At 57.2% G+C, this 20,369-nt stretch carries 18 protein-coding genes; 9 read left to right on the top strand and 9 right to left on the bottom strand.

Features of this window, described 5'->3' with window-relative positions; translation table 11 throughout:
* Positions 1–47 precede the first annotated feature (47 nt).
* From purH to htpX, 4 genes are all read right to left on the bottom strand, one after another.
* On the bottom strand, positions 48–1,664 hold the full coding sequence (purH, locus tag ACO6TI_RS04500; protein WP_104703218.1) for a bifunctional phosphoribosylaminoimidazolecarboxamide formyltransferase/IMP cyclohydrolase: 1,617 nt from the start codon (positions 1,662–1,664) through the stop codon (positions 48–50).
* Positions 1,665–1,760: 96 nt separating this feature from the next.
* Positions 1,761–3,518 (bottom strand): heparinase II/III family protein, encoded by a 1,758-nt coding sequence (locus ACO6TI_RS04495; protein WP_055115663.1) that lies wholly within the window; start codon positions 3,516–3,518, stop codon positions 1,761–1,763.
* A 150-nt stretch (positions 3,519–3,668) separates the two neighbouring features.
* Positions 3,669–5,033, bottom strand: a complete 1,365-nt coding sequence (locus ACO6TI_RS04490; protein ID WP_422384430.1) for an RsmB/NOP family class I SAM-dependent RNA methyltransferase — start codon at positions 5,031–5,033, stop codon at positions 3,669–3,671.
* Positions 5,034–5,185: 152 nt separating this feature from the next.
* Positions 5,186–6,148, bottom strand: a complete 963-nt coding sequence (gene htpX / locus ACO6TI_RS04485; protein WP_196893501.1) for a zinc metalloprotease HtpX — start codon at positions 6,146–6,148, stop codon at positions 5,186–5,188.
* A gap of 368 nt (positions 6,149–6,516) precedes the next feature.
* Between htpX and ACO6TI_RS04480 the strand changes: the two genes are divergently transcribed.
* The 3 genes from ACO6TI_RS04480 to ACO6TI_RS04470 all read left to right on the top strand — a co-directional run bounded on the left by ACO6TI_RS04480 (position 6,517) and on the right by ACO6TI_RS04470 (position 8,746).
* Positions 6,517–7,767, top strand: a complete 1,251-nt coding sequence (locus tag ACO6TI_RS04480) for a glycosyltransferase family 87 protein (protein ID WP_196893503.1) — start codon at positions 6,517–6,519, stop codon at positions 7,765–7,767.
* Between the two features lie 179 nt (positions 7,768–7,946).
* A complete protein-coding gene (locus ACO6TI_RS04475) occupies positions 7,947–8,210 on the top strand; it encodes a DUF1674 domain-containing protein (protein ID WP_082442509.1) in 264 nt (87 codons plus the stop codon).
* A 17-nt stretch (positions 8,211–8,227) separates the two neighbouring features.
* The gene (locus ACO6TI_RS04470; protein ID WP_196893505.1) at positions 8,228–8,746 is read left to right on the top strand and encodes a hypothetical protein; all 519 of its coding nucleotides are present in this window, start codon (positions 8,228–8,230) and stop codon (positions 8,744–8,746) included.
* 1 nt (position 8,747) lies between these two features.
* Here the strand turns inward: ACO6TI_RS04470 and ACO6TI_RS04465 are convergent, their stop codons facing one another.
* On the bottom strand, positions 8,748–9,407 hold the full coding sequence (locus ACO6TI_RS04465; protein WP_055115164.1) for a GDSL-type esterase/lipase family protein: 660 nt from the start codon (positions 9,405–9,407) through the stop codon (positions 8,748–8,750).
* A 172-nt stretch (positions 9,408–9,579) separates the two neighbouring features.
* Between ACO6TI_RS04465 and ACO6TI_RS04460 the strand changes: the two genes are divergently transcribed.
* From ACO6TI_RS04460 to ACO6TI_RS04440, 5 genes are all read left to right on the top strand, one after another.
* Entirely contained in the window at positions 9,580–10,803 is a 1,224-nt protein-coding gene (locus ACO6TI_RS04460) for an aminotransferase class I/II-fold pyridoxal phosphate-dependent enzyme (protein ID WP_422384429.1), read from the top strand.
* On the top strand, positions 10,800–13,577 hold the full coding sequence (locus ACO6TI_RS04455) for an FtsK/SpoIIIE family DNA translocase (protein WP_055115162.1): 2,778 nt from the start codon (positions 10,800–10,802) through the stop codon (positions 13,575–13,577). The genes ACO6TI_RS04460 and ACO6TI_RS04455 overlap by 4 nt, the downstream gene beginning before the upstream one ends.
* Positions 13,578–13,661: 84 nt before the next feature.
* Positions 13,662–14,315 carry an outer membrane lipoprotein carrier protein LolA gene (locus ACO6TI_RS04450; RefSeq protein WP_055115160.1) on the top strand — a complete coding sequence of 218 codons (654 nt, stop codon included), beginning with the start codon at positions 13,662–13,664 and terminating at the stop codon, positions 14,313–14,315.
* A 6-nt stretch (positions 14,316–14,321) separates the two neighbouring features.
* Positions 14,322–15,302: an ATP-grasp domain-containing protein gene (locus ACO6TI_RS04445; protein WP_422384428.1), complete on the top strand. Its 981-nt coding sequence runs from the start codon at positions 14,322–14,324 to the stop codon at positions 15,300–15,302.
* A gap of 290 nt (positions 15,303–15,592) precedes the next feature.
* Complete coding sequence (locus ACO6TI_RS04440; protein ID WP_422384427.1) at positions 15,593–16,366, top strand: sulfotransferase; 774 nt, start codon at positions 15,593–15,595, stop codon at positions 16,364–16,366.
* An 87-nt stretch (positions 16,367–16,453) separates the two neighbouring features.
* Here ACO6TI_RS04440 and ACO6TI_RS04435 read toward each other — a convergent pair whose 3' ends face one another.
* The 3 genes from ACO6TI_RS04435 to ACO6TI_RS04425 all read right to left on the bottom strand — a co-directional run bounded on the left by ACO6TI_RS04435 (position 16,454) and on the right by ACO6TI_RS04425 (position 18,594).
* On the bottom strand, positions 16,454–16,657 hold the full coding sequence (locus ACO6TI_RS04435) for a DUF1737 domain-containing protein (protein ID WP_055115157.1): 204 nt from the start codon (positions 16,655–16,657) through the stop codon (positions 16,454–16,456).
* Between the two features lie 57 nt (positions 16,658–16,714).
* Positions 16,715–17,599, bottom strand: a complete 885-nt coding sequence (locus ACO6TI_RS04430; RefSeq protein ID WP_422384426.1) for an HpcH/HpaI aldolase/citrate lyase family protein — start codon at positions 17,597–17,599, stop codon at positions 16,715–16,717.
* Positions 17,600–17,697: 98 nt separating this feature from the next.
* Positions 17,698–18,594: a DMT family transporter gene (locus ACO6TI_RS04425; RefSeq protein ID WP_422385293.1), complete on the bottom strand. Its 897-nt coding sequence runs from the start codon at positions 18,592–18,594 to the stop codon at positions 17,698–17,700.
* Between the two features lie 166 nt (positions 18,595–18,760).
* On the opposite strand from ACO6TI_RS04425, the gene ACO6TI_RS04420 reads away from it, so the two are divergent.
* Positions 18,761–19,222, top strand: coding sequence for a GNAT family N-acetyltransferase (locus tag ACO6TI_RS04420; RefSeq protein ID WP_055115153.1), 462 nt, complete (start codon positions 18,761–18,763; stop codon positions 19,220–19,222).
* A gap of 65 nt (positions 19,223–19,287) precedes the next feature.
* Here the strand turns inward: ACO6TI_RS04420 and ACO6TI_RS04415 are convergent, their stop codons facing one another.
* Positions 19,288–20,337: a DUF2125 domain-containing protein gene (locus ACO6TI_RS04415; protein WP_422384425.1), complete on the bottom strand. Its 1,050-nt coding sequence runs from the start codon at positions 20,335–20,337 to the stop codon at positions 19,288–19,290.
* Between the last annotated feature and the right edge of the window lie 32 nt (positions 20,338–20,369).

Genomic DNA, 20,369 nt, shown 5'->3' with positions numbered 1-20,369 from the left:
ACAGTAAAATCAATCCATTGGATCGGCAGGTTTCAATCACTGACACATTAGTGACGAAAGTGGCGCATACCCGTCATCACCATCGCAAGCCCAGCCTCATCCGCAGCAGCGATCACGTCGTCGTCGCGCATGGAACCGCCTGGCTGAATGACCGCTGTGGCCCCGGCCTCGGCGGCCGACAGCAATCCGTCTGCAAAGGGGAAAAAGGCATCGGACGCCACAACGCATCCCTTGGTCAGGGGTTCGCTCAGGCCCGCAGCTTCCGTTGCGTCCAAAGCCTTTCTTGCAGCGATCCGGGCTGAGTCCACGCGGCTCATCTGGCCTGCACCAACGCCCACCGTCGCGCCATCCCTGGCATAAACGATCGCGTTGGATTTCACGTGTTTGGCCACACGGAAGGCAAATTTGAGATCGGCAAGCTCCTGCTCACTCGGAGCGCGCCTGGTCACGATTTTAAGGTCGAGATCGTCAATGACCCCATTGTCACGGGACTGGACAAGCAGCCCGCCGGCCACCGACTTGACAAAAAGGCCGCTGGCGCGCGCGTTCGCCAGTCCACCGGTGACCAGAAGTCGCAGGTTTTTCTTCGACGCGATGATCTCCCGTGCCGCGTCGTCCGCATCCGGGGCAATGATCACTTCGGTGAAAACCTTGACAATCTCCTCCGCTGCCTCAGCGTCGAGAACCTGGTTGAGGGCGACAATGCCGCCAAAAGCGGATACCGGGTCGCAGCGCAGGGCGTTTTCATACGCTTGCTTCAGGCTTGCACCTTCGGCGACACCGCAAGGATTGGCATGCTTGATAATCGCTACCGCGCTGGTGCGATCCGGATCAAATTCGCTGACAAGTTCAAAGGCCGCGTCGGTGTCGTTGATATTGTTGTAGGACAGCGTCTTGCCCTGCAACTGACTTGCGGTCGCGACGCCGGGACGCTTCTCACCTGTTTTGTAGAAGCCGGCCGTCTGATGCGGGTTCTCGCCGTAGCGCATGACTTCCGCCAGCGCGCCTCCGACGGCCCTGTGTGCCGGGGTCGCCTCATCAAGCTGCTCTGCCATCCAGTTTGAAACCGCGGCATCATAGGCGGCCGTGCGTGCAAATGCCTTCAGCGCAAGCTTTTTGCGAAGGGCGATCGGCGACTTGCCCTCGTTGGCATCGAGTTCCGCGATCACGGCATCATAATCCGCAGGATCGGTCACGACCGTGACGTAGGCGTGGTTCTTTGCAGCGGCGCGGGTCATGGCCGGTCCGCCGATATCGATGTTTTCTATCCCCGTTGCATAATCGGCATTCGACGCCACAACGTCCTCAAACGGATAGAGGTTTCCGCAGAAAAGGTCGATGCCGGCAATATCGTGTTCCCGCATGGCAGCCTGATGATCCTGATCGTCGCGGATCGAGAGAAGACCACCATGTACCATCGGATGCAGCGTCTTGACCCTGCCATCCATGATCTCCGGAAACCCGGTGACTTCAGAAATGTCCAGAACCTCAAGCCCCGCGTCCTTCAGGGTCTTGTATGACCCGCCCGTTGAGACCAGTTCGACACCGCGGTCAGACAGAGCCCTGGCGAAATCCACCAATCCGGTCTTGTCGAATACAGATAGAAGCGCACGTTTGACGGACACCAGTTCGGGAATCGGAACGGCTTTGGACACAATGGCCATGAGTTTGCCTCGCAAGTGGGAACGATCGGGGAGTTCGACGTCGCCCTAACACGTCTTCAGGCAAATCGGAAGGTACTTGGTTGTCCGGATGCCACCCTATTCTTCGAGCGGCAGTTCATCCAGTTCGTCAAACTCGGTTGTTCCGCGCCGGCTGAGTTTTGCCGTCGCCGTCTTGCGGAATTGCCAGCCAACCGACGGCGCCTCGAGCAGCGATCCGGTGACCACGATCTGGTCCGTCTTCCTGTGGCCGAAGACATCGGACAGGTAGATGCTCTCTTCCAGGGACAATTCGCTGCCCGGCGCCTCGAATTCCCACGCTTCTCCGCTGCGGCAGACCATCAGAACGGCAGACCCGCTGCGCAAGAGGGACGTGCGAAGCCCCGGATGAAGGTGAAACCGAAGCGCATAGTGATGCTCCGCGTCGACGGGCCCTACTGCCCGCAAGGTGTCGATGCCGTCGAGCACGGTCCCATCCCCCGAAAGCCGCAGGTCACGCTCGTGGATGACATTGAATTCCGACGCGTAGCCATCATGGGAGGCCGTGATGCGGCTGCCCGCCTTGTCGTCTTCACGGTCAACGTCGACCGAAGACGGGCCAGACAGAATGGGTGCGCCAAGAAGGCGCCCAAAAGGTCTTTCCGACAGGAAACGGCACGAAGAGGTGTCTTCGACGGTCGCTGTCGAATGCGCCGCAGTCGATCTGCTGACCTTGCGCCAGAGAGGATTGGACTTCGGCGAGACACCGCAATTGACGACGATCCTGTTTGTTCCGGAAGAAAACTCGAAGGACAGGCAGCCGGCATGGGCGTCGCCTGAAACGCCGAGTGCGGGTACCGCACCCGTATCGATCAGAACCACCGAGTTCGCTCCGCCAAGGCGCTGATAGCCTGAGTGGGGAGCATTTACCGGGGGCGCACCCCTGGCGTCGTCATAAGCAAGGATGGTCGCAACGAGGTCACTCGGTGTCGACCCCATGCCGTTGAAATGGGCGAGCGAACCATCGCCATGGCGGAAAAACCGCAGCAACGGCATCATGCGATCGACGGATTGCAGCATCGCAGGCGGCATTTCCAGACCCTGCGAGACAAAAGCCTGCCGGACGGGCAGCAGGTCCGCGAGGATGTCGATAAGTGCCCGGGGGTTGCGTGAGATGTGTCCGCCATCCGGCAGTATCTGACGTGTCAGTTCGTGCTCGAGCCGGCGGATGCTCTGCCGAGCAAACCGACCCTGACCTGCCATGGAAATGCAAGCCGAGGCTACCGCCAGCGATGCCCGAAGCCGCACAACCCCGTCTTCGGTTTCGTTGATTGTCTGCCGCAGGTAACGGACCTGTCTCGACAGAGACTTTACGAAGCTGCGGTAAAATTCGTGGTCACCGTCCTGGAGAATGAAGGGCGAATGTGCCAGCCAGGACAAAATTCTCTGTGTCACGACCGGCGCTTCCCAGCCGATGACATGCCGCCGTCCGCAATACTTCATCCAGTCCTGAACCAGAACACGGGCGTTCTGGCGCGCAATCTGACTGTCGGACGCGCGCAGATCCCGCAGCCAGCCAAAGCTGTGCAGTTCGCGTTGCCAATCCTCGTGGACTGCATCCAGCTCGAAAGGTGAGCGACCCTGGGTTTCCACCAGATGGCCTGAAAACAGAAAGCGGCCGCCGTAAATGTCGGCCGCATTGGTTTCGTCAGCCGTTCGAAGATCCTGCGGCGCGATCAGCAGGCGTGATGGCACAGCCGAAAACGGCTGCATGCGGAAGATTGGTCCGCCATGCATCCATTTCAGGGTACGGTGCCAGATATGCAGGGCCACAAGACGCCAGATTCGGCTTCTTTCGTTGAGGCTTGCAATATTCACCAAACCATCCCCGATGCTGATGGTTTACGCGCTACTATTGTGAATTCTCCGGTTCTCAAGAGCGTCACTAGTGCTCTTCAAATCTGAAACAGACCATTAAGGTTAGCATTTCATTGATATAAACATTGCAAATGAACGGTTTAAGCTACGTTAAGAACGCCTGAATCTCGCGGCAAAGAAGCCATCCATACCGATTGATTCAGCTGTCGGGTCTGCAGCGTGACTGGGCAGGCAGCGCAGGTATCCTTCACCTGTAACGCACTGATTGAGACCACCAATTTCGTCGGATCCGATCGGTACCAGGCGGATGTATTCCGCGTGCCGTTGCAGAAATGCAGCAACCTGCCCTTCTCCTTCTGCTGGCTCCAGCGAACACGTGCAATAGACGATCAACCCGCCCGGCTTGACCCAGGGAAGCACCCTGTCGAGCAGATCCCGCTGAATTTCGGTCAGTTTCTCGACATCATACGGCGACTTGATCCAGGCGACGTCCGGGTGGCGCCGAATTGTCCCGGTGGCACTGCAGGGAGCGTCCAGCAGGACAGCGTCAAACGGGTCGTCCGGTTCGAATTCCCGGAGGTCGGATACAATCGTCTCCACGTCGAAGCCCAACCGGGTCATGTTCTCTTCAAGCCGTCTGAGGCGGCCTTTGCTGATGTCGACAGCCGTCACATGCGCCCCCGCCGCTGCGAGTTGCGCCGTCTTGCCGCCCGGCGCTGCACAAAGATCGGCAACCCTGAGGCCCTGAATGTCGCCGAGCAGCCGGGCCGGCAGTGCCGCAGCCGCGTCCTGAACCCACCAGGAGCCTTCTTCAAATCCGTCAAGGGAGTCCACGGCTCCCTTTCGAACCAACCTTACGCTTCCATTGCCGACAACGCGACCCTCCAGCTTGTCCGCCCAGTTTTCCGGGTCGGATTTCACCGTCAGGTCAAGCGCGGCCTCCGACTGGTGCGATCGTGCAATTGCCCGGGCGCCCTCTGCACCATGGGCATCTTGCCAGCTGTCCCAGAGCCAGTCCGGTGTGTTCACCTTCTCTGCATCGATATCGGACGTGATCTCTTCCTTCTCCCGCCCGAGACGCCGCAATACACCGTTCACGAGACCCTTGTAGGGACGCGCCCTGCGATCCAGTCCCGCATGGTCGACGGCCAGCGAAACGGCAGCACGGTCCGGAACATCAAGGAACAGCATCTGCGCTATCGCCACATGGAGAATGTCCAGAATCCTGCCCGTTTTCTCGGGGATCGGACGGTCCAGCAACCGATCGAGAATTTCCGTGATTTCGCCCCGATGGCGCAACGCGGCCCCTATTATGGCGCGAACCAGCGACCGGTCATTGCCGGCAAGAGCGCGAAAACCCGAATGGCCGGATCCTGCCTCGAGTTCTCCATCAAGGGGCCGTTTCTTGTGAACGACATTCCCCAGGATATCGGCCGCGATCTTTCGGGCGGCAAATCCCGGCTTTTCGGGTCGGTCAGTTTCCTTTGGGCCGGGCTGTCCGGATTTTTTACTCAAGCGACTATTCAAGGAATGTTCCTGTCTGGAGCCGCGTCCTTGCGGCGAAAGGCAAGCGCCGCAGACCGGATGACCGGCTGCGGCGCAATGGTTTTACCCTATTCCTTCCGGGTCAGTCAGAAAAGGTGTTTTTGAGCATCGGTGATCACGTTCTAGCCCCAAGGCCCCTTCGGGCGTTGTGGCTCGCTGGTGCCAGGCCGGCTGCCCATTCCTGCCCAAGGTCCCGAACCTGGCGCCGAACCGACATTGCCATACGAGGCCCGTCCGCCGGTTCCCAGTCCTCCATCGGACAATTTGCGCAACTCATCAATCCGGTTCTGCGTGTTCGGGTGCGTGGAAAACAGATTGTCCATCCGCTCTCCGGACAGCGGGTTCATGATGAACATGTGTGCCGTCGCCGGATTGGCTTCCGCGTCGGGGTTGTGGATACGCTCGACGCCGCCGGCGATCTTGCCGAGGGCAGAAGCCAGCCACATCGGTTCACCACAGATTCGGGCACCCATCCGGTCGGCTGCATATTCGCGTGTCCGCGAGATCGCCATCTGCACGACCATGGCTGCCATCGGCGCCACGATCATCATCAGGAGCATTCCGACGATGCCGAGCGGGTTGTTACGGTTTCCGCCGAAAAAGAACGCAAAATTGGCCAGCATCGAGATAGCCCCGGCGATCGTCGCCGTGATCGTCATGATCAGCGTGTCGTGGTTCTTCACATGTGCGAGTTCGTGCGCCATCACGCCGGCCACCTCTTCAGGTGTCAGCATGTTCAGCAGTCCGGTCGTTGCTGCAACAGCCGCATTTTGCGGATTTCGTCCAGTGGCAAAGGCATTCGGCTGCGGATTGTTGATGATGTAAACCTTGGGCATCGGCAGGTCCGCGTTTCGCGCCAACCGCTGCACCATGCGGTAAAAATCAGGCATGGATCGCTCATCCACTTCCTGTGCATGATGCATGCGCAGGACCATCTTGTCCGCATTCCAATAGCTGAACACATTCATTGCGGCTGCGATGGCCAAGGCAATCATCATGCCCGCCTGTCCGCCGATCATGAAGCCGATTCCCATAAAGAGGGCGGTCATTGCCGCCAGCAGCATTGCCGTACGAATGTAGTTCATTAGTGCCTGTGTCCGTTTCCTGTCCTTTTGTCACCGGCGCGCATTGGCGCCGATCAAGTCAAAATCCTGACTGAAGATGGGTATTGAAGCCAGGCTTGGCAAGTTGCGCAACAAGAGCCTTACAAAGACGTAATCCATGGAGACACGCAGGTGCCGTGACTGATTTCCTTGTCACAAAGGCACAACGCTTATTGCGACGAGATCGGGGTGGCAAAAGTCCATTGGGCACGGTCGGACGTTTCGTCTGATTTTTTCAATCAACTTTCAATTGCACAACCTGAAGTTTAACTCATTTTTTAGATTTCTGCGCAACTTAAGGTTTTTGCGCCGTTTGTATTCTCCTGATTTTTTACAAAGGAATTTTTGCCTTGTCTTCTGCTCGCAGCCTGTTGCCGTTCTGGCACTCGAAAACCGTCAAAAACACACTCGGCGGGCCCGCGCTTTTGTGGCTGTTGATCATATCGGCGCTTGGTACGCTGCAAGCCTTGTGGACTGTCAGGTCCGCCGTTTTTGACTTTCCGCGAACCCTGAAGGATGCTCGCGTCGAGGACCTCTCAGCGTTTCATCGGGCCTCTGAGATGTCCAATGCCGGATCAGCGGCGGACGTCTACGATCCGGAGTTGTTCCGGGACGGGTTGTCGGAACGGCTATCAGACCTGATTTTCTTAAATCCGCCGCATGCCCTCCCACTCTTTCATGTTTTTTCCTGGATGGATTTCGCCACGCTGAAAATCATCGTATTGGGAATGACTCTGATAGCGCTCTTCGCGATTCCACGGCTTGCAGGGTTTAATCTGGCCGTGTCCGCGCTGTTTGCCGCCTCCGTTGGAACGGTTCAGATCCTTCTACGGCTAAATCTCTCTATCTTTATAATAACATTGATTGTTTTTGCTCTTGTTCACGCAAAACAACGCCCCATTCTGGCCGGCTTGTCGCTCGCCGTCGCGACAATTAAGCCGCAATACGGGCTTCTTGTTCCTTTCTTTTTGGTCAGCATTGGCGCTTGGCGATGCATCGGTTGGGCAACGCTCGGCACGTTGGTGCTGACGGGCCTCTCACTTGCCCTTTACGGACCAGATGTTTTGCTGAGCTATATGTCGTCCTTCACAACGCCCCTTTATCAGGCCTACGCACTCACGGCCCTGGAATGGGACACCTCGCTCCGGTCTTTTTTGGGCCGGATGCATGTCGATATGGGTTTGAGAGCGGCGCTCGTCTTTGCAGCAATCATACTGGGCGTGATCTGCACACTCCGCCTGCCTTCCCGCTTGCCTTATGAGTTGCGTATCGGGTTTGTTTTGCTGCTCAGCACCATCGTTGCACCGTCCTTTCTGTACTACAGCTGGCCCCTGTTTGCCGCAGGCGTACTTTTCGTTGCCAGGTCGATGCCTGACTGGCCAATGGAGTTGCAGTTTCTGGCGGGCATTACCTGGATGCAACCTTTTGTCTATGTGTTGCTCCTGTCGATCTGGCCTTCAACCCTGGGAACCCATGCGACCTTGGTATTTTTGCTGGTAGCCGCGGTTCCAGCCGGTTTATTCCTGCTTGTCAGATACAGGCAACCACGGCACACCCAATTGCCGCTCGCGGCACCTGAAGCCGCGCACAGTCGGGCATAACCGAATCGGACGAAATGTACACCGCGCGGGGCTGCCCGCCGCAGCCTTATATTCACGGCTATGAGCCCAATCGAGCAATACCGATACTGGAATACGCCCACTGCCAAATCCGGCAGTCATGCCTTATATAAGATAATCAGGACGACATAACCGAAACATGCAGCCAGCCGATAGCTAACATGACGCACGACCAGAAAGAACCGACCGCGAGCTACAGCCAGAGTGAAGCTCCTTCGCTGAAGACAGAGACTGCTGCGGAGCCGAAGAAACGTTTCGAGGACCTTCCTCCTGCTGCCCAGCGCGCGCTTCTCGAGGCCGACGAGCGCCGGAAACAGATCGACGCGAAACAAGATGCCATGCCGGATGAGATCAACGGCCGCGGCGGACTGGAGCCGACCCGGTACGATGATTGGGAGATCAAGGGCCTGACGGTCGACTTTTGAGGACCTGCCCCTAGCTCATGCGCACGCAACTCGCCCAGATTGTCCGTAAGTGGGACGGTAAGGATACCGCGCTGCTGGAGCATGCCTATTCAAGCTTTGCGACAGAACCGGACTTCGCCGTTCACCTGGTTGAGCTCTGCGAGACCGAGGGGTGTGAGCGCGGCGCAACGTGGCTTTTGAAGCATTACGTGGCAAAATCCAGAAGCGGGCTTCCGGAACAGTTAGCAGCGAGGCACGCAGCCTTCGCGCCGAAGCTAACCGACTGGGAAGCCCGACTGCACTTTCTTCAGTATTTCGAGCATTTGCAGATCCCGGAACATCTGGAAGACCCCCTCAGGCAGATGATCGACAGCGGACTGACATCTGAAAACAAGTTCGTGCGCGCTTGGTCTCACTACGCGCTCGCCGTGTTAGCCCAGCGGTTTCCGGCGCATAAATCCCATGCGATTGAAACGCTGGAACGGTCTGACGCATGCGAGACGGCTGGCTCGGTAAAAGTGCGCATTCGAAAGGCATTGGAAAAACTCAAGGTCTAAATCAGATGCCGGCCAGCCCTCGGACCTCATTAGCAATGACTTTCGCCAGATTTGCCTGTGGCGCTGCCTCGAAATGTATGGCATCAACCGGGCTCGCATTCATGTGCTTCCCGACATCCAGAAAAGCGGTGCCGTATTGCTCCGCAAGGCGCGCATAAACCTCTGCGAGACGCCGTGACTGGGCGCCCCCGTGCGCATTGGAATAAAGACCTTCATATTCGAGACCCGAAAAGTCGCCGAGCGGCGGCGGCGCCATCAAAAGAACCTTCGGAGCCCTGCCTTCAACATCATCGGTTGCCCGCGTCGCCTCGAACAGCACGCGCCCCATCGCAAGACCGATGGCCTCCGCACTCATGTTGAACCGGTCCTGGAGGTCGTTGGATCCGAGCATGATGACCAGCACGTCGATCGGCATATGGGTTTTGCGCACGGTGGCAAGATGCGCGAGCCCGTTCTTGTCACCTCTTGTCGGGTCCTCGAACACGGTGGTGCGCCCGTTAACACCCTCCTCGATCACGTAGTAGTCCGTCCCAAGTTCCATCTGCAGCCGCCGGGTCCAGCGCACGTCGTGGCCGTATCTGGATTTGTCCACAGGGTTGAACCCCCAGGTGAGGGAGTCGCCGAAGCAGACAACGGCAACCGGAGCCTTTTTTTCCGCCATGAAAACCCTTTGCGATCAATGCGGGATTGTTTTCAGGCGACCTTAGAAAAGTTCCCCCCTGCAGGCAATCGGTTACATGAAATGACCGTTTTCCGTGCTTGGTTAATAAGAGATTTACCAAGGGCACGATAGGGTTGCGTCAATGTACTGCGTAACGACTGCCGGATTTTAGATGATTTCCAGCCCCAAAGCCTATAAGCGCGGCGCTGTCCTGCCGAGCTCCAACCCTTTCCAGCGCCTTGCCGAGCTCCTCGAAGGCGAGACGCCCGGGCTTGACCCGGTTGTCATGACCATCGGCGAGCCCCAGCATGCCATTCCCGATTTTACGGCTGAAGTTCTTGCTGAAAATATCGGCGACTTCCGCCGATACCCACCAATCAACGGGACGCCGGAGTTTCGCCAGGCCGTGGCGGGCTGGCTTGACCGACGCTATCGCCTTGGTGGCACAATCGACGCGGATCACGGCGTTCTGCCGCTGAACGGATCCCGTGAAGGACTTTCCTTCGGCGCGATCGCCGCCCGGGACCAACTGGACAAGGGGCTTGATCACCCCGTTGTCGTGCTGCCGAACCCGTTTTATCAGACCTATGCGGCGGCGGCCCATGTTGCTGACGCAAGGGCCGTGCTGCTGGACGCCGTTCCGGGCAACAATTTCCTGCCGGATCTCGACAACCTCGACGCAGATCTCCTCGATGAAACCGTTGCCTTCTACATCGCTTCTCCGACAAATCCGGAAGGCTATCCCGCGGACATTGCCTTTTGGCAGCGTTTGATCGGGCTGGCCCGCAAGCACCGCTTCTACATCTTCGCTGACGAATGCTATTCGGAGATCTATCGCAGCGATCCGCCTCCCGGAATTCTGGAAGCAGCCAGGGCAATGAATACCGATTTTTCCAATGTCATTGTTCTGAACTCCCTGTCGAAACGCTCCAATCTCGCGGGTTTGCGCTGTGGCTTTGCGGCAGGGGATCCGGTGTTTCTGCGCAAATGGGCAAAATTCCGGGGCCTTGCGGCACCGCAGGTCTCGCTCCCCGCACAGGCCGTTGCAGTCCGGGCATACCAGGACGAGGCGCATGTCTCCGAAAACAGGCGCCTATACAACGAGAAATTCGAAGCGGCTGAACGTTTTCTTGGGCCGATCATGGGGTCGGTAACACCCGAGGGCGGGTTTTTTCTTTGGCTTAATGTCGGCAAGTGGGGTGATGGTGTGACTGTCACGAAGCGCCTTTGGCGAGACATCGGTGTCAAGGTCGTTCCCGGTGGTTTCCTGGCGTCGGATCAATCCGACGGCAGCAACCCCGGCCGCGACTTTATCCGTATCGGACTGGTCGCTCCGCTTGAGCAGACGGAAGTCGCACTTGAACGCATGGCAAACTGGTTTGGAGAACAGGCATGAGACGAGCCAGTGCAGTACGCAGCAACGGCCGCCGGTCGCCGGTAGACCTTCTGGACACCGAAAGTCCCGTCAAGCGCTTCTTGAGGCGCAATCTGGTCGGTGCCTCCGGGCTCGGCATCATTGCGCTGGCCGCCATGCTTGCCGCCGCTCTGGCGACATGGTCCGTCAACGACCCAAGTCTCAATCACGCGACGAGCGGGTCCGTCCGCAATGCGCTGGGCTCTGTTGGCGCCATCGTTGCCGACATTCTCATGCAGACGATCGGCCTTGCAACAGCCGTCTTTCTAATCCCTCTCGTCCTCTGGGGTTGGCGGCTTCTGGCCGGACATGCGCTCGGTATCGGCAGGAAACGGCTGTTCTTTTGGGCGATAGGCTCCAGTCTTTCGGCCGGCGCTCTGGCTGCGCTTCCCGTTCCGGACAGCTGGCCGCTGCCGACCGGCCTTGGCGGATTTTTCGGTGACACTGTCCACCAGTTGCCGGCAATAATCACATCCAACATGACATCCGGTGCCGCAACGATTGTCGGCGGCCTGGGCCTCGGCGTGCCGGCAATATTCTTTCTCATGTCCGCGGCGGGCTGGCTCGGAGACAAAGACCTGCCCGATGACGGTGCCGATAACGATGTCGGCAAACCTGCCCGCGCCGCGAAGGGCCACGGCCGGTCGATCGAGGAGGAGCTCGGCCTTGAGGACGATGAAAGCGAATCCCGGCTTTCACTCTTTTTCAGTGCCTTTGTCGGGCAGATGGAACATTGGCGATTGCAGGGCCAGACCCAGTTCCGCCGTCTGACCGGTCGCAAGCAGCAACATCTCGGTGAAGACGAAGACAATTGGGATGAAGACGATTTCGAGGGTGACCTTGAACCGGAAGACGACCGCAATCAGGGTCGCCTTTCGGTTTTCCGCCGGGCCCTGAAAGGCCGTTTGATGCCGGAGGACGACGATGGCTTGGACGAATTTTACGGTCGGGGCCATCAGGCGGAAGAAGACGGCATGGATGATCCCTACGCCGATGAACCTTACGAAGAGGAGGGAGAAGGCTTCGAACCTGAAGAACTCCTGATCGATAAGGGTCCCGTTGCCGGCCAACAGATAATGCCGGTTGGCATTGCTGCTCCCGATCAGCCGCAGGTGGCGGCAGGTCAGCCCGACGTCCAGTCAAGCCAGAGCGGTCGGGTCATACCACCTGCGCCTAGGCCCAAGCAAAGCAAGCGCGCGATCGCGGAAGCGCAACCCTCTTTCCTCGGCGCACCCGAGGAATACGAAATGCCCCCTCTCCGGTTGCTTTCCGAACCCAAGGTTGGCGGAAAGGTTCCAGGTCTGTCGGCTGACGCCCTTGAGCAGAATGCCCGCATTCTGGAAGGTGTCCTGGAGGATTTCGGCGTCCGCGGCGAAATCATTGAAGTGCGTCCGGGTCCGGTCGTCACACTCTACGAACTGGAGCCAGCGCCCGGCATCAAATCCTCCCGCGTTATCGGTCTTGCCGACGATATTGCCCGTTCGATGAGCGCGATTTCAGCCCGTGTGGCAGTTATTCCGGGCAAGAATGCCATCGGTATTGAACTGCCGAACGCTCGCCGGGAAACGGTTTTCCTGCGTGAACTGATTGCCGCCCAGGACTTTGAAAAATCCAAGGCGAAGCTACCACTGGCCCTTGGCAAGACGATCAACGGCGAGAGCGTCGTTGCGGATCTGGCGCGCATGCCGCACCTCCTGGTCGCCGGGACTACCGGCTCGGGCAAGTCCGTCTCGATCAACACCATGATCCTGTCGCTGCTTTACCGGCTGACGCCGGAACAGTGCAAGCTGATCATGATTGACCCGAAGATGCTTGAACTCTCCATATATGACGGCATTCCACACCTTCTGACACCGGTGGTTACCGATCCGAAGAAAGCGGTCGTCGCGCTGAAATGGACTGTGCGCGAGATGGAGGACCGCTACAAGAAGATGTCCAAGATGGGTGTCCGCAACATTGATGGTTACAACACCCGGATCAAGCAGGCGCTCGAAAAGGGCGAAAGTTTCACCCGCACCGTACAAACCGGATTTGACCGGGACACCGGCCAACCGATCTACGAGGACGAGGAACTGCCGCTCGAGGCAATGCCGTACATTGTCGTGATCGTCGACGAGATGGCCGATCTGATGATGGTTGCCGGCAAGGACATCGAAGGGGCAATCCAGCGTCTTGCCCAGATGGCGCGTGCTGCCGGCATTCACCTGATCATGGCGACGCAACGCCCGTCCGTGGATGTCATCACCGGCACGATCAAGGCCAATTTCCCGACCCGAATCTCGTTCCAGGTCACTTCCAAGATCGACAGCCGAACGATCCTGGGCGAGATGGGCGCCGAGCAGTTGCTTGGCATGGGTGACATGTTGTTCATGGCGGGTGGAGGACGTATCCAGCGCGTGCACGGACCATTCGTTGCCGATGACGAAGTGGAGGATATCGTCAAGCATCTGAAAGTTCAGGGCACGCCGCAATATCTCGAAGCCGTCACCGAGGAAGAAGACGAGGCGGAAAGCCCCTATGACGGAGGCGGACTGGCCAGTGGCGGGGAGGGTAACGAGCTTTATGACAAGGCAGTGGCAATCGTTCTGCGCGACAAGAAGGCGTCTACCTCCTACGTTCAGCGGCGTCTTTCGATCGGTTACAACCGTGCGGCTTCCCTGATTGAACGCATGGAGCAGGAGGGCCTGATCAGTCCCGCAAACCATGCCGGAAAACGGGAAATTCTCGTGCAAAACGGCGTTGAGGAAGAGTTTTAAGTCCCAAATGCCAAAGCTTTGCCACACACTCTGAATAGCTAGGGTATAATAATTGCGGCAAATAACGATTTAGGACATTGCATCATGCTGAAACGCTTTGCTCTTCGCCTGGCCGGACATCTCAGCCGGCCGTTTTTGGCAGCAGCCATAACATTGACCCTTCTGCTTCCGGCGCAAGCACTGACCCAGCAAGAGCAGAAAACGCTTCAGGAACTGAGTACCTATTTCAACTCCGTGAAAACCATGCATGGCGATTTCATCCAGTTCGGTCCGGATGGCAGCCAGTCTGACGGCAAGTTCTACATAGCCCGTCCTGGAAAGGTGCGTTTCTACTACAACAAACCCTCCGTGCTCGACATCGTAGCGGACGGAAAGTCGGTTTCCGTGCGTGACCGCAAGCTGAACACACAGGACATCTGGCCCCTCGGACAGACACCGCTCCGTTTCCTCCTGTCCGATTCGATTAACCTTGAAAAAGACACGAACGTCACCAACGTGCTGGTCGAAAAAGACCTGATCACCGTCACGATTTTTGACAAGACCAAGTTCAATTCAGGCACATTGACGCTCATCTTTGACACCGATGACTTTGCGCTGAAGCAATGGACCGTCACCGACCAGCAGGGCTATGACACGTCTGTTGCTGTCTACAACGTTGTTTCCAATGCGCCGACCAACCCGGATCTGTTCAAGATCGACTACCTGGCCAATGCAAATCAGCGCAAGGGCCGGAACTGAGCAGATTTGGCACCTCAGGATAAGCCTGATGCAACAGGTCGGTCACTTGTGTTCCGGTTACTGGAACCATTTTGCGCACAAAAAAACCTGCGCCTGATCGCAGGTGATCCCCATGGCCACGCCGGTCTTATCGAGAGCCCTGAAGGGAAGCGCTGGTATTTCAAGGGCGCCCGGTTCGACATAAATCCGTTCGGCAGTTCGGAAATCGCGAATGACAAGGCCTATACGGCAAAATTCCTTGATATGAACGGTGTTGCCGTGCCGGCAACACTCCTTGTCTTCGGCTCCGATATCAAGGACGGGAAGCCATTGAACAAGGACGTACTCGATTTCGCGGCAAAGCAAGATTACGCGCTGTTTGTAAAACCCAATTGCGGAAAGGAAGGCCGGGACGTTGTTCGGGTCGATTCATATGATGCGCTTCACGCAGCGCTTCGCGAAATCGCAAGTCGTCACGCCCAAATCCTTGTCCAGAAAGAAATGAAAGGCAGGGATATCCGGATTGTCGTTCTTGATGGTGACGTCCTGTGCGCCATCGAACGCAGGCCTCCGCAGGTGACCGGCGACGGTAGGCGCCCGGTTTCGGAGCTTGTCGTTGCCGATGACCGGAGTAGTCCGGCCGACAGCCGGTTTGCGGACCAATTGTCTTTGCAGGGACTGACGCCGGAAAGTGTTCCGGCTGCCGGGCAAATCGTTTCGCTACTTCCCGTGTCCAATCTGTCTTCCGGCGGATCGGCTCAGATCATTACTGACAAGATCGCACCTGACCTTCTTGACATCGCCTGTAAGTCCACCAGAAACCTCGGCTTGCGCTACGCAGGTGTAGACCTGATTGTACCTGAAGAAACGGACCCTGGATCGGCTCCTGTCGTACTGGAGGTGAATGCTGCCCCCGGGCTGAGCAATCTCTACCGGCAGGGGCATCAGGAAGCTGGACTGGTGAAGGAAATCTACACCCGGCTTTTCGACGCCATGTTTTCGAACTGACATTCTTTCTGAAAGATGAACTCGTATTCAAATAAATAAAAAGTATTTAATAGCATTTTCGAAACAATTTTTAGCTTTCTGGATTCATTTAAAGTACTTCTAGACATATTTGCGAAAATAGACATTATTCAGAAAAAATATTGTGCACGAGATCCATCTCAGTTTTACGAGCCGTCGGCAAAGCAAGACTGATGGCTTGAACAGGACAATGCGGATCTATGGTTTTAGGCGAAGTGCCGGGCTGAACGTAATTTTGCGGACGTTCAGTCTGATTTTCAGGAGATCGCATCATGTCGAATGTATTGCCGTTTCGGGAGGACAGCTTCCAACTGAACAAGCAGTATCCAGCGCTGTATTTCCCGAAAGACGGATTTGTCTTTGTCGTAGCGTTTGGGCGATCCGGGTCAACTTTGACGCAGCACCTTTTGAATTCGCTTCCCGGATATTTCATTCGCGGAGAAAACTGCAACGCGCTGGTGCACTTGTGCCGATCGATAACAGCCATCCGCGGAGAAGGAAATTTTCAGCAGCGTCAGGAACCGGAGCGGTCCAGGATCGCTACTGAACGACCCTATTTCGGCAAGATGGTGGGAACGTCCCTTGACCCCTGGTACGGCATGGAAGACGTCGACGTTGATGACTATGCGATGGGTCTTTTTGACACGTTCGTCTCCAGGGTGCTCTGTCCGAAAGGCACTGCACGGGTCCTCGGCTTCAAGGAGATCCGGTATCACAACGATCCCCGGTATTTCCCGAAATTCCTCGACACGATCCGGACTTATTTTCCGAAGAGCCGGTTCATCTTTCAGAACCGATCCTTCGAGAACGTTGCCAAGTCTTCATTCTGGAAGAACATGGAACAGGCCGAAGTCAAGCGAAAGTGGCAAAATTTCGAAAACCTGACAAAGGCTTATGCCGATTCGAACAAGGATGTCTGCTATCGGTTGCGCTACGAGGATTATCTGGAAGGCGCACAAAAACTGGAACCGCTGTTCAATTTCCTGAAGGAGCCCTTCAACGCAGAAGAGGTCACCAAGGTTCTCGAGACGAAGCTGAAGCACTGAAACACGTTCGAGCGAACACCAGTGCGAAAAAAGATCATGATCCGGCCCTGATGCCGGATCACGGTCAAACACAAATTGATCCGGTGGTCAGTATTCGCCGAGCTTTATTTCCGGGGAATATTGTCCTTTGGCTTCCTTTGTGACGGCCTGGCCGCAGATTGTCGCGCCTCTTGTTGCGTCGTAAGCCATGGTAGGCGAGCCGGAAAGATCCCAGCCCTTGTTGAGAGCCTGCGTGACCCGGTGACAGAATTCGCTGTCGTCGATACCTGTGATGAGCCGGTAGAGCTTCATGGTCCAGAATCCTTTTGATGTATGCGGAGCCGCGTGACCCGAGTTCGGGCCTCTCGGTTAGCCCCGGGCGGCGATGGTATCGGCAATCGCGATCACCCGCCTGCCCATATCGGCATGTAGCCGTTCAACCATCTTGCCGTCCACCTGGATTGCGCCCTTGCCGGCATTTTCCGGAAGTTCGAACACCTCGTTGATCTTGCGGGCCCAGGCGATTTCGTCTTCCGACGGGCTGAATGCCGCATGACAGGCATCGATCTGTTTTGGGTGGATCAGCGTTTTGCCGTCCATGCCCATTTCGGCTCCTTGCGCACATTCGACTGCAAAACCTTCGGTGTCCTGGAACGCGTTGTAAACACCGTCCAGGATATCGATACCACCGGAACGCGCCGCGGCAACGCAAGTCATCAGCCAGGGCATCATCGCGGCGCGGCCGGCCGTCAACCGGGCGCGGGTTTCCTTGGCAAGATCGTTGGTCCCCATGACGAAACAGGAAAGCCGGACTGCCGGATCCTTGCCGCAGGAACCGATGGCCCCGGCGTTCAGCATTGCCTCCGGTGTTTCCATCATCGCCCAGAGCTTCAGCGTATCAGGGGCATTATGAATGGAAAGCATGTGCGCGACACGTTGAAGGTCGGCAGGCGAATTGACTTTCGGCACAAGGATCGCGTCCGGAGATGCGGTGACGGCTGCCTGCAGATCCGCTTCTCCCCAAGGCGTATCGAGACCGTTGATGCGAATGACGACCTCCCGCTCACCATATCCACCCGTCGCGACAGCTTCGACAATCTGATTTCTGGCAAGTTCCTTGGCGTCGGGCGCCACGGCATCTTCGAGATCCAGCAACAGACAATCAACATTGAGTGTCCTTGCCTTTTCAAGGGCTCGCGCATTTGAACCCGGCATGTAAAGAGCGGATCGGCGCGGTCTGATCGATAGTGTCATTGAGGGATCCTGGACTGTTCGCTGGAGACTTGAATGCACCCTAACGGATCGCTCAGTTCCGCGATATCCGCCGAAGGGGTAAGGTCAACTCGCCTTTTTCATGGTGTCTTGGCGCCACGACCTTTCTTGAAAATCATGTCCTTTGCAGCGACTACGGCACCCAGCGTGATTGCAAGACAAGCCACTCCTACGGACATCGTAAGTGCTCCGAAGCCGAACGCGATCAGCAGGAGTGTCGACAACAGGGGAGCGGAATAGGCAGCTGCTCCAAGCACCTGAATGTCGCCGCGCTTGACGCCGATGTCCCAGGTGAAAAAGGCAAGGCCGACCGGAAACAGCGCAAGAGCAAGGACCGAGGCCCATTCCAGTGATCCGGCGGGCCAAACGGTCTCTTCAAGCGCGATATGGCAGCAAACGGAGAGGATGGCCGTCATCAGACAAAATCCCGCTACCGCCTCGGTCGGCACTGCCCCGAGCCGCCGCGACAGAACAGAGTAACTTGCCCAGAATAGTGAGGAGGTAACCGCTGCTCCGTATCCGATCGCGAATCCGCCCGAGAACTGAATTCCTTCTCCGCCGCTGATCAGCAGTGCTGCGCCGGCAAGACCCAGGATGGTTCCAATAACATGATGGATCCGGAGTTTTTCTCCCGGCAGCAGTGCTGAAAACAACACGATCAGAAGTGGCCAGGTGTAGTTGATCAGGTTGGCCTCGACCGGAGGAGCGTTCCGGATCGCCGTGAAGTAGAAAAAATGGAAGCCGAACAGTCCTATGGTGCCGAAGGCCCAGACTTTGAGCGGCTGGCGAAGACGATCAAGCTTCCCCGAAATCGTCAGCCAGATCAGCGCAAGGGTTCCTGAAATGCCGAAACAGAGCGCATTCAGCAAAAACGGTGGAACACCGCCAGAACCAGCCCCGAAGACGCCGAGCGTCGCCCACATCAGAACTGCGCTCAGCCCGACTGCCGTTGCCTTCACACGTCCGGTTTCCGCCATTACCCATCGTCCGATTCTGTTTTCCAGTTCGCTCTTGGCATGAAATGCCGCATAGCAAAAGACTTGGGTGCCCATTTCACGGATTTTGATTCAGGTCCTTGATCCCGGCTCCTGTTTCGGGACATGTTGGGGGTCACTATTTTCATCTGCCATATCCGGGGAATTCATGACAACTGCGGAAATCAGGGTCCTTGGGCCGGAAAATGCCCATCAGCTCGCGCCACTCATTGCCGAAAATGCCCAGGCGCTCAAACGCGGAGCGCCGCGCAGACCCGACGAGTACTACGCTGAACGCATTTTGGGCGACAAGTCCGCCGAGGTTCTTGGGGCGTTCGTCGCCAATGATCTGGTCGGTTTTGGCGTCTATTTCGACTTGCCCGAACTGATCACGGGACTGCGAATCGGTCAGTTGGATGACATCTACGTTCATCCCGACCACCGCAACCAGGGAACCGGACGGAAGATAATCGAAACGCTTGTCAGCGAAGGCCAGAGGCGCGGTTGGTTACATCTGCGCTGGATTGTTCCCGGCAAAAACGCCCCGGCGGTCGCGCTTTACGAAAAAATTGCCGAACCTGACCATCGCAAGAGCTATGTGATCCCGATCGACAGGGTTGCCGGAGACTGAACCGTCGAGGAATTCGGCTCCGCGCCGGCACGGTCAAACCTCCCGTGCCCCGGATGGACGCGGCGTCAGGATCCGGCCGAAAAGAGTGGCGGGATCCGACCGAGGGAGAGGAAACCGACACGAACGACCCCATGATCAATCGCAACCGGCAACGTGATCGAGGGAACGCCGTCGACCTCTTTTTCGGTTGCCTTCAGGCTTTGAACGACGGTTTGGGCAACGGAAAATCCGTTGTCCTGCGGCGGAAACAGCGGCTTTAGCGTTTGAAGCAGTCCATCAGCATTGCCAATTGTCATGTTCAGCTGACCTGACACGGTCCCGTCTCCATTGACGACCAGATCTCCTGACGTTCCCAGCCTGCTCTTGCCGATAACTGTTTCCATCAGGACCAGCTTGACCGGCAGACTGCCGTTGTTGAACTGCACCAGGCTGACTATATCAGCACCCGCCAGAAGCGGGGACCCGCCCTCTATCTGCAGGTGGCCGCGAAGATCAATCGTTTCGGTGAGGTTCGGTACCGATTTCAACTGCAATGCGGCTATGGATATGAATCCGTCGACCGTACCAGCCAGCTCTGGTGATTCCCTCAAGTGAATTTCCGCCTTGTCCGCCGCGAAAACACCCGCTGAAACCGCGTTTTCAACCGCAGCTTCCGGCTTCTCCAGAACCGCGTCAAAGGCGCCGAGCGAGGCGCTGGAAAATTTGACACTTGCCCGTGCCGTTTCCCACTTCACTTCGCCGAGGAGGCCACTCAGCGGTTCGGCGACCGACGCCGGTGCCTTGGCTTCGACTATGATGTGCCAGGGATTGTAGATCAACGCGACGGCATTCAGCGCACCAAGAGAACCTTCAGCACCGGCCCTGTCCCGGGAGATCAGCTCCTTGCAGTAGACCTCATAGCGGAAAGGGTACCCGCTGATGGAAAGATCCGCGCAGCTGACCTGAACACCTTCCTTTGCCATGGCCTTCATCTGCAGGTCGAGCTGCCCGGCCAGCACGGACCGGCCGTAGACCCAGGCACCAGACCAGCCAGCAACGACCAGCACGATCACACTCAAGAGAATTATGAACCGGCGCCTGGAGGACCTTGCCGGTTTGCTTTCGTTTTCTGACACGGTTTCAATTCCCTGTTTGGGGCATTCTTGTT

Source organism: Roseibium album (genome assembly GCF_965233825.1).
Taxonomy (GTDB): Bacteria; Pseudomonadota; Alphaproteobacteria; order Rhizobiales; family Stappiaceae; genus Roseibium; species Roseibium album.
This window is presented reverse-complemented; position numbering and strand designations above follow the sequence as displayed.

Coding starts and splice junctions, on each gene's coding strand:
- ACO6TI_RS04475 (WP_082442509.1), top strand. CDS start 7,947: ATGACGCACGACCAGAAAGAACCGACCGCGAGCTACAGCCAGAGTGAA.
- ACO6TI_RS04420 (WP_055115153.1), top strand. CDS start 18,761: ATGACAACTGCGGAAATCAGGGTCCTTGGGCCGGAAAATGCCCATCAG.
- ACO6TI_RS04435 (WP_055115157.1), bottom strand. CDS start 16,657: ATGAAGCTCTACCGGCTCATCACAGGTATCGACGACAGCGAATTCTGT.
- purH (WP_104703218.1), bottom strand. CDS start 1,664: ATGGCCATTGTGTCCAAAGCCGTTCCGATTCCCGAACTGGTGTCCGTC.
- ACO6TI_RS04440 (WP_422384427.1), top strand. CDS start 15,593: ATGTCGAATGTATTGCCGTTTCGGGAGGACAGCTTCCAACTGAACAAG.
- ACO6TI_RS04470 (WP_196893505.1), top strand. CDS start 8,228: ATGCGCACGCAACTCGCCCAGATTGTCCGTAAGTGGGACGGTAAGGAT.
- ACO6TI_RS04460 (WP_422384429.1), top strand. CDS start 9,580: ATGATTTCCAGCCCCAAAGCCTATAAGCGCGGCGCTGTCCTGCCGAGC.
- ACO6TI_RS04450 (WP_055115160.1), top strand. CDS start 13,662: ATGCTGAAACGCTTTGCTCTTCGCCTGGCCGGACATCTCAGCCGGCCG.
- ACO6TI_RS04425 (WP_422385293.1), bottom strand. CDS start 18,594: ATGGCGGAAACCGGACGTGTGAAGGCAACGGCAGTCGGGCTGAGCGCA.
- ACO6TI_RS04465 (WP_055115164.1), bottom strand. CDS start 9,407: ATGGCGGAAAAAAAGGCTCCGGTTGCCGTTGTCTGCTTCGGCGACTCC.
- ACO6TI_RS04430 (WP_422384426.1), bottom strand. CDS start 17,599: ATGACACTATCGATCAGACCGCGCCGATCCGCTCTTTACATGCCGGGT.
- ACO6TI_RS04455 (WP_055115162.1), top strand. CDS start 10,800: ATGAGACGAGCCAGTGCAGTACGCAGCAACGGCCGCCGGTCGCCGGTA.
- htpX (WP_196893501.1), bottom strand. CDS start 6,148: ATGAACTACATTCGTACGGCAATGCTGCTGGCGGCAATGACCGCCCTC.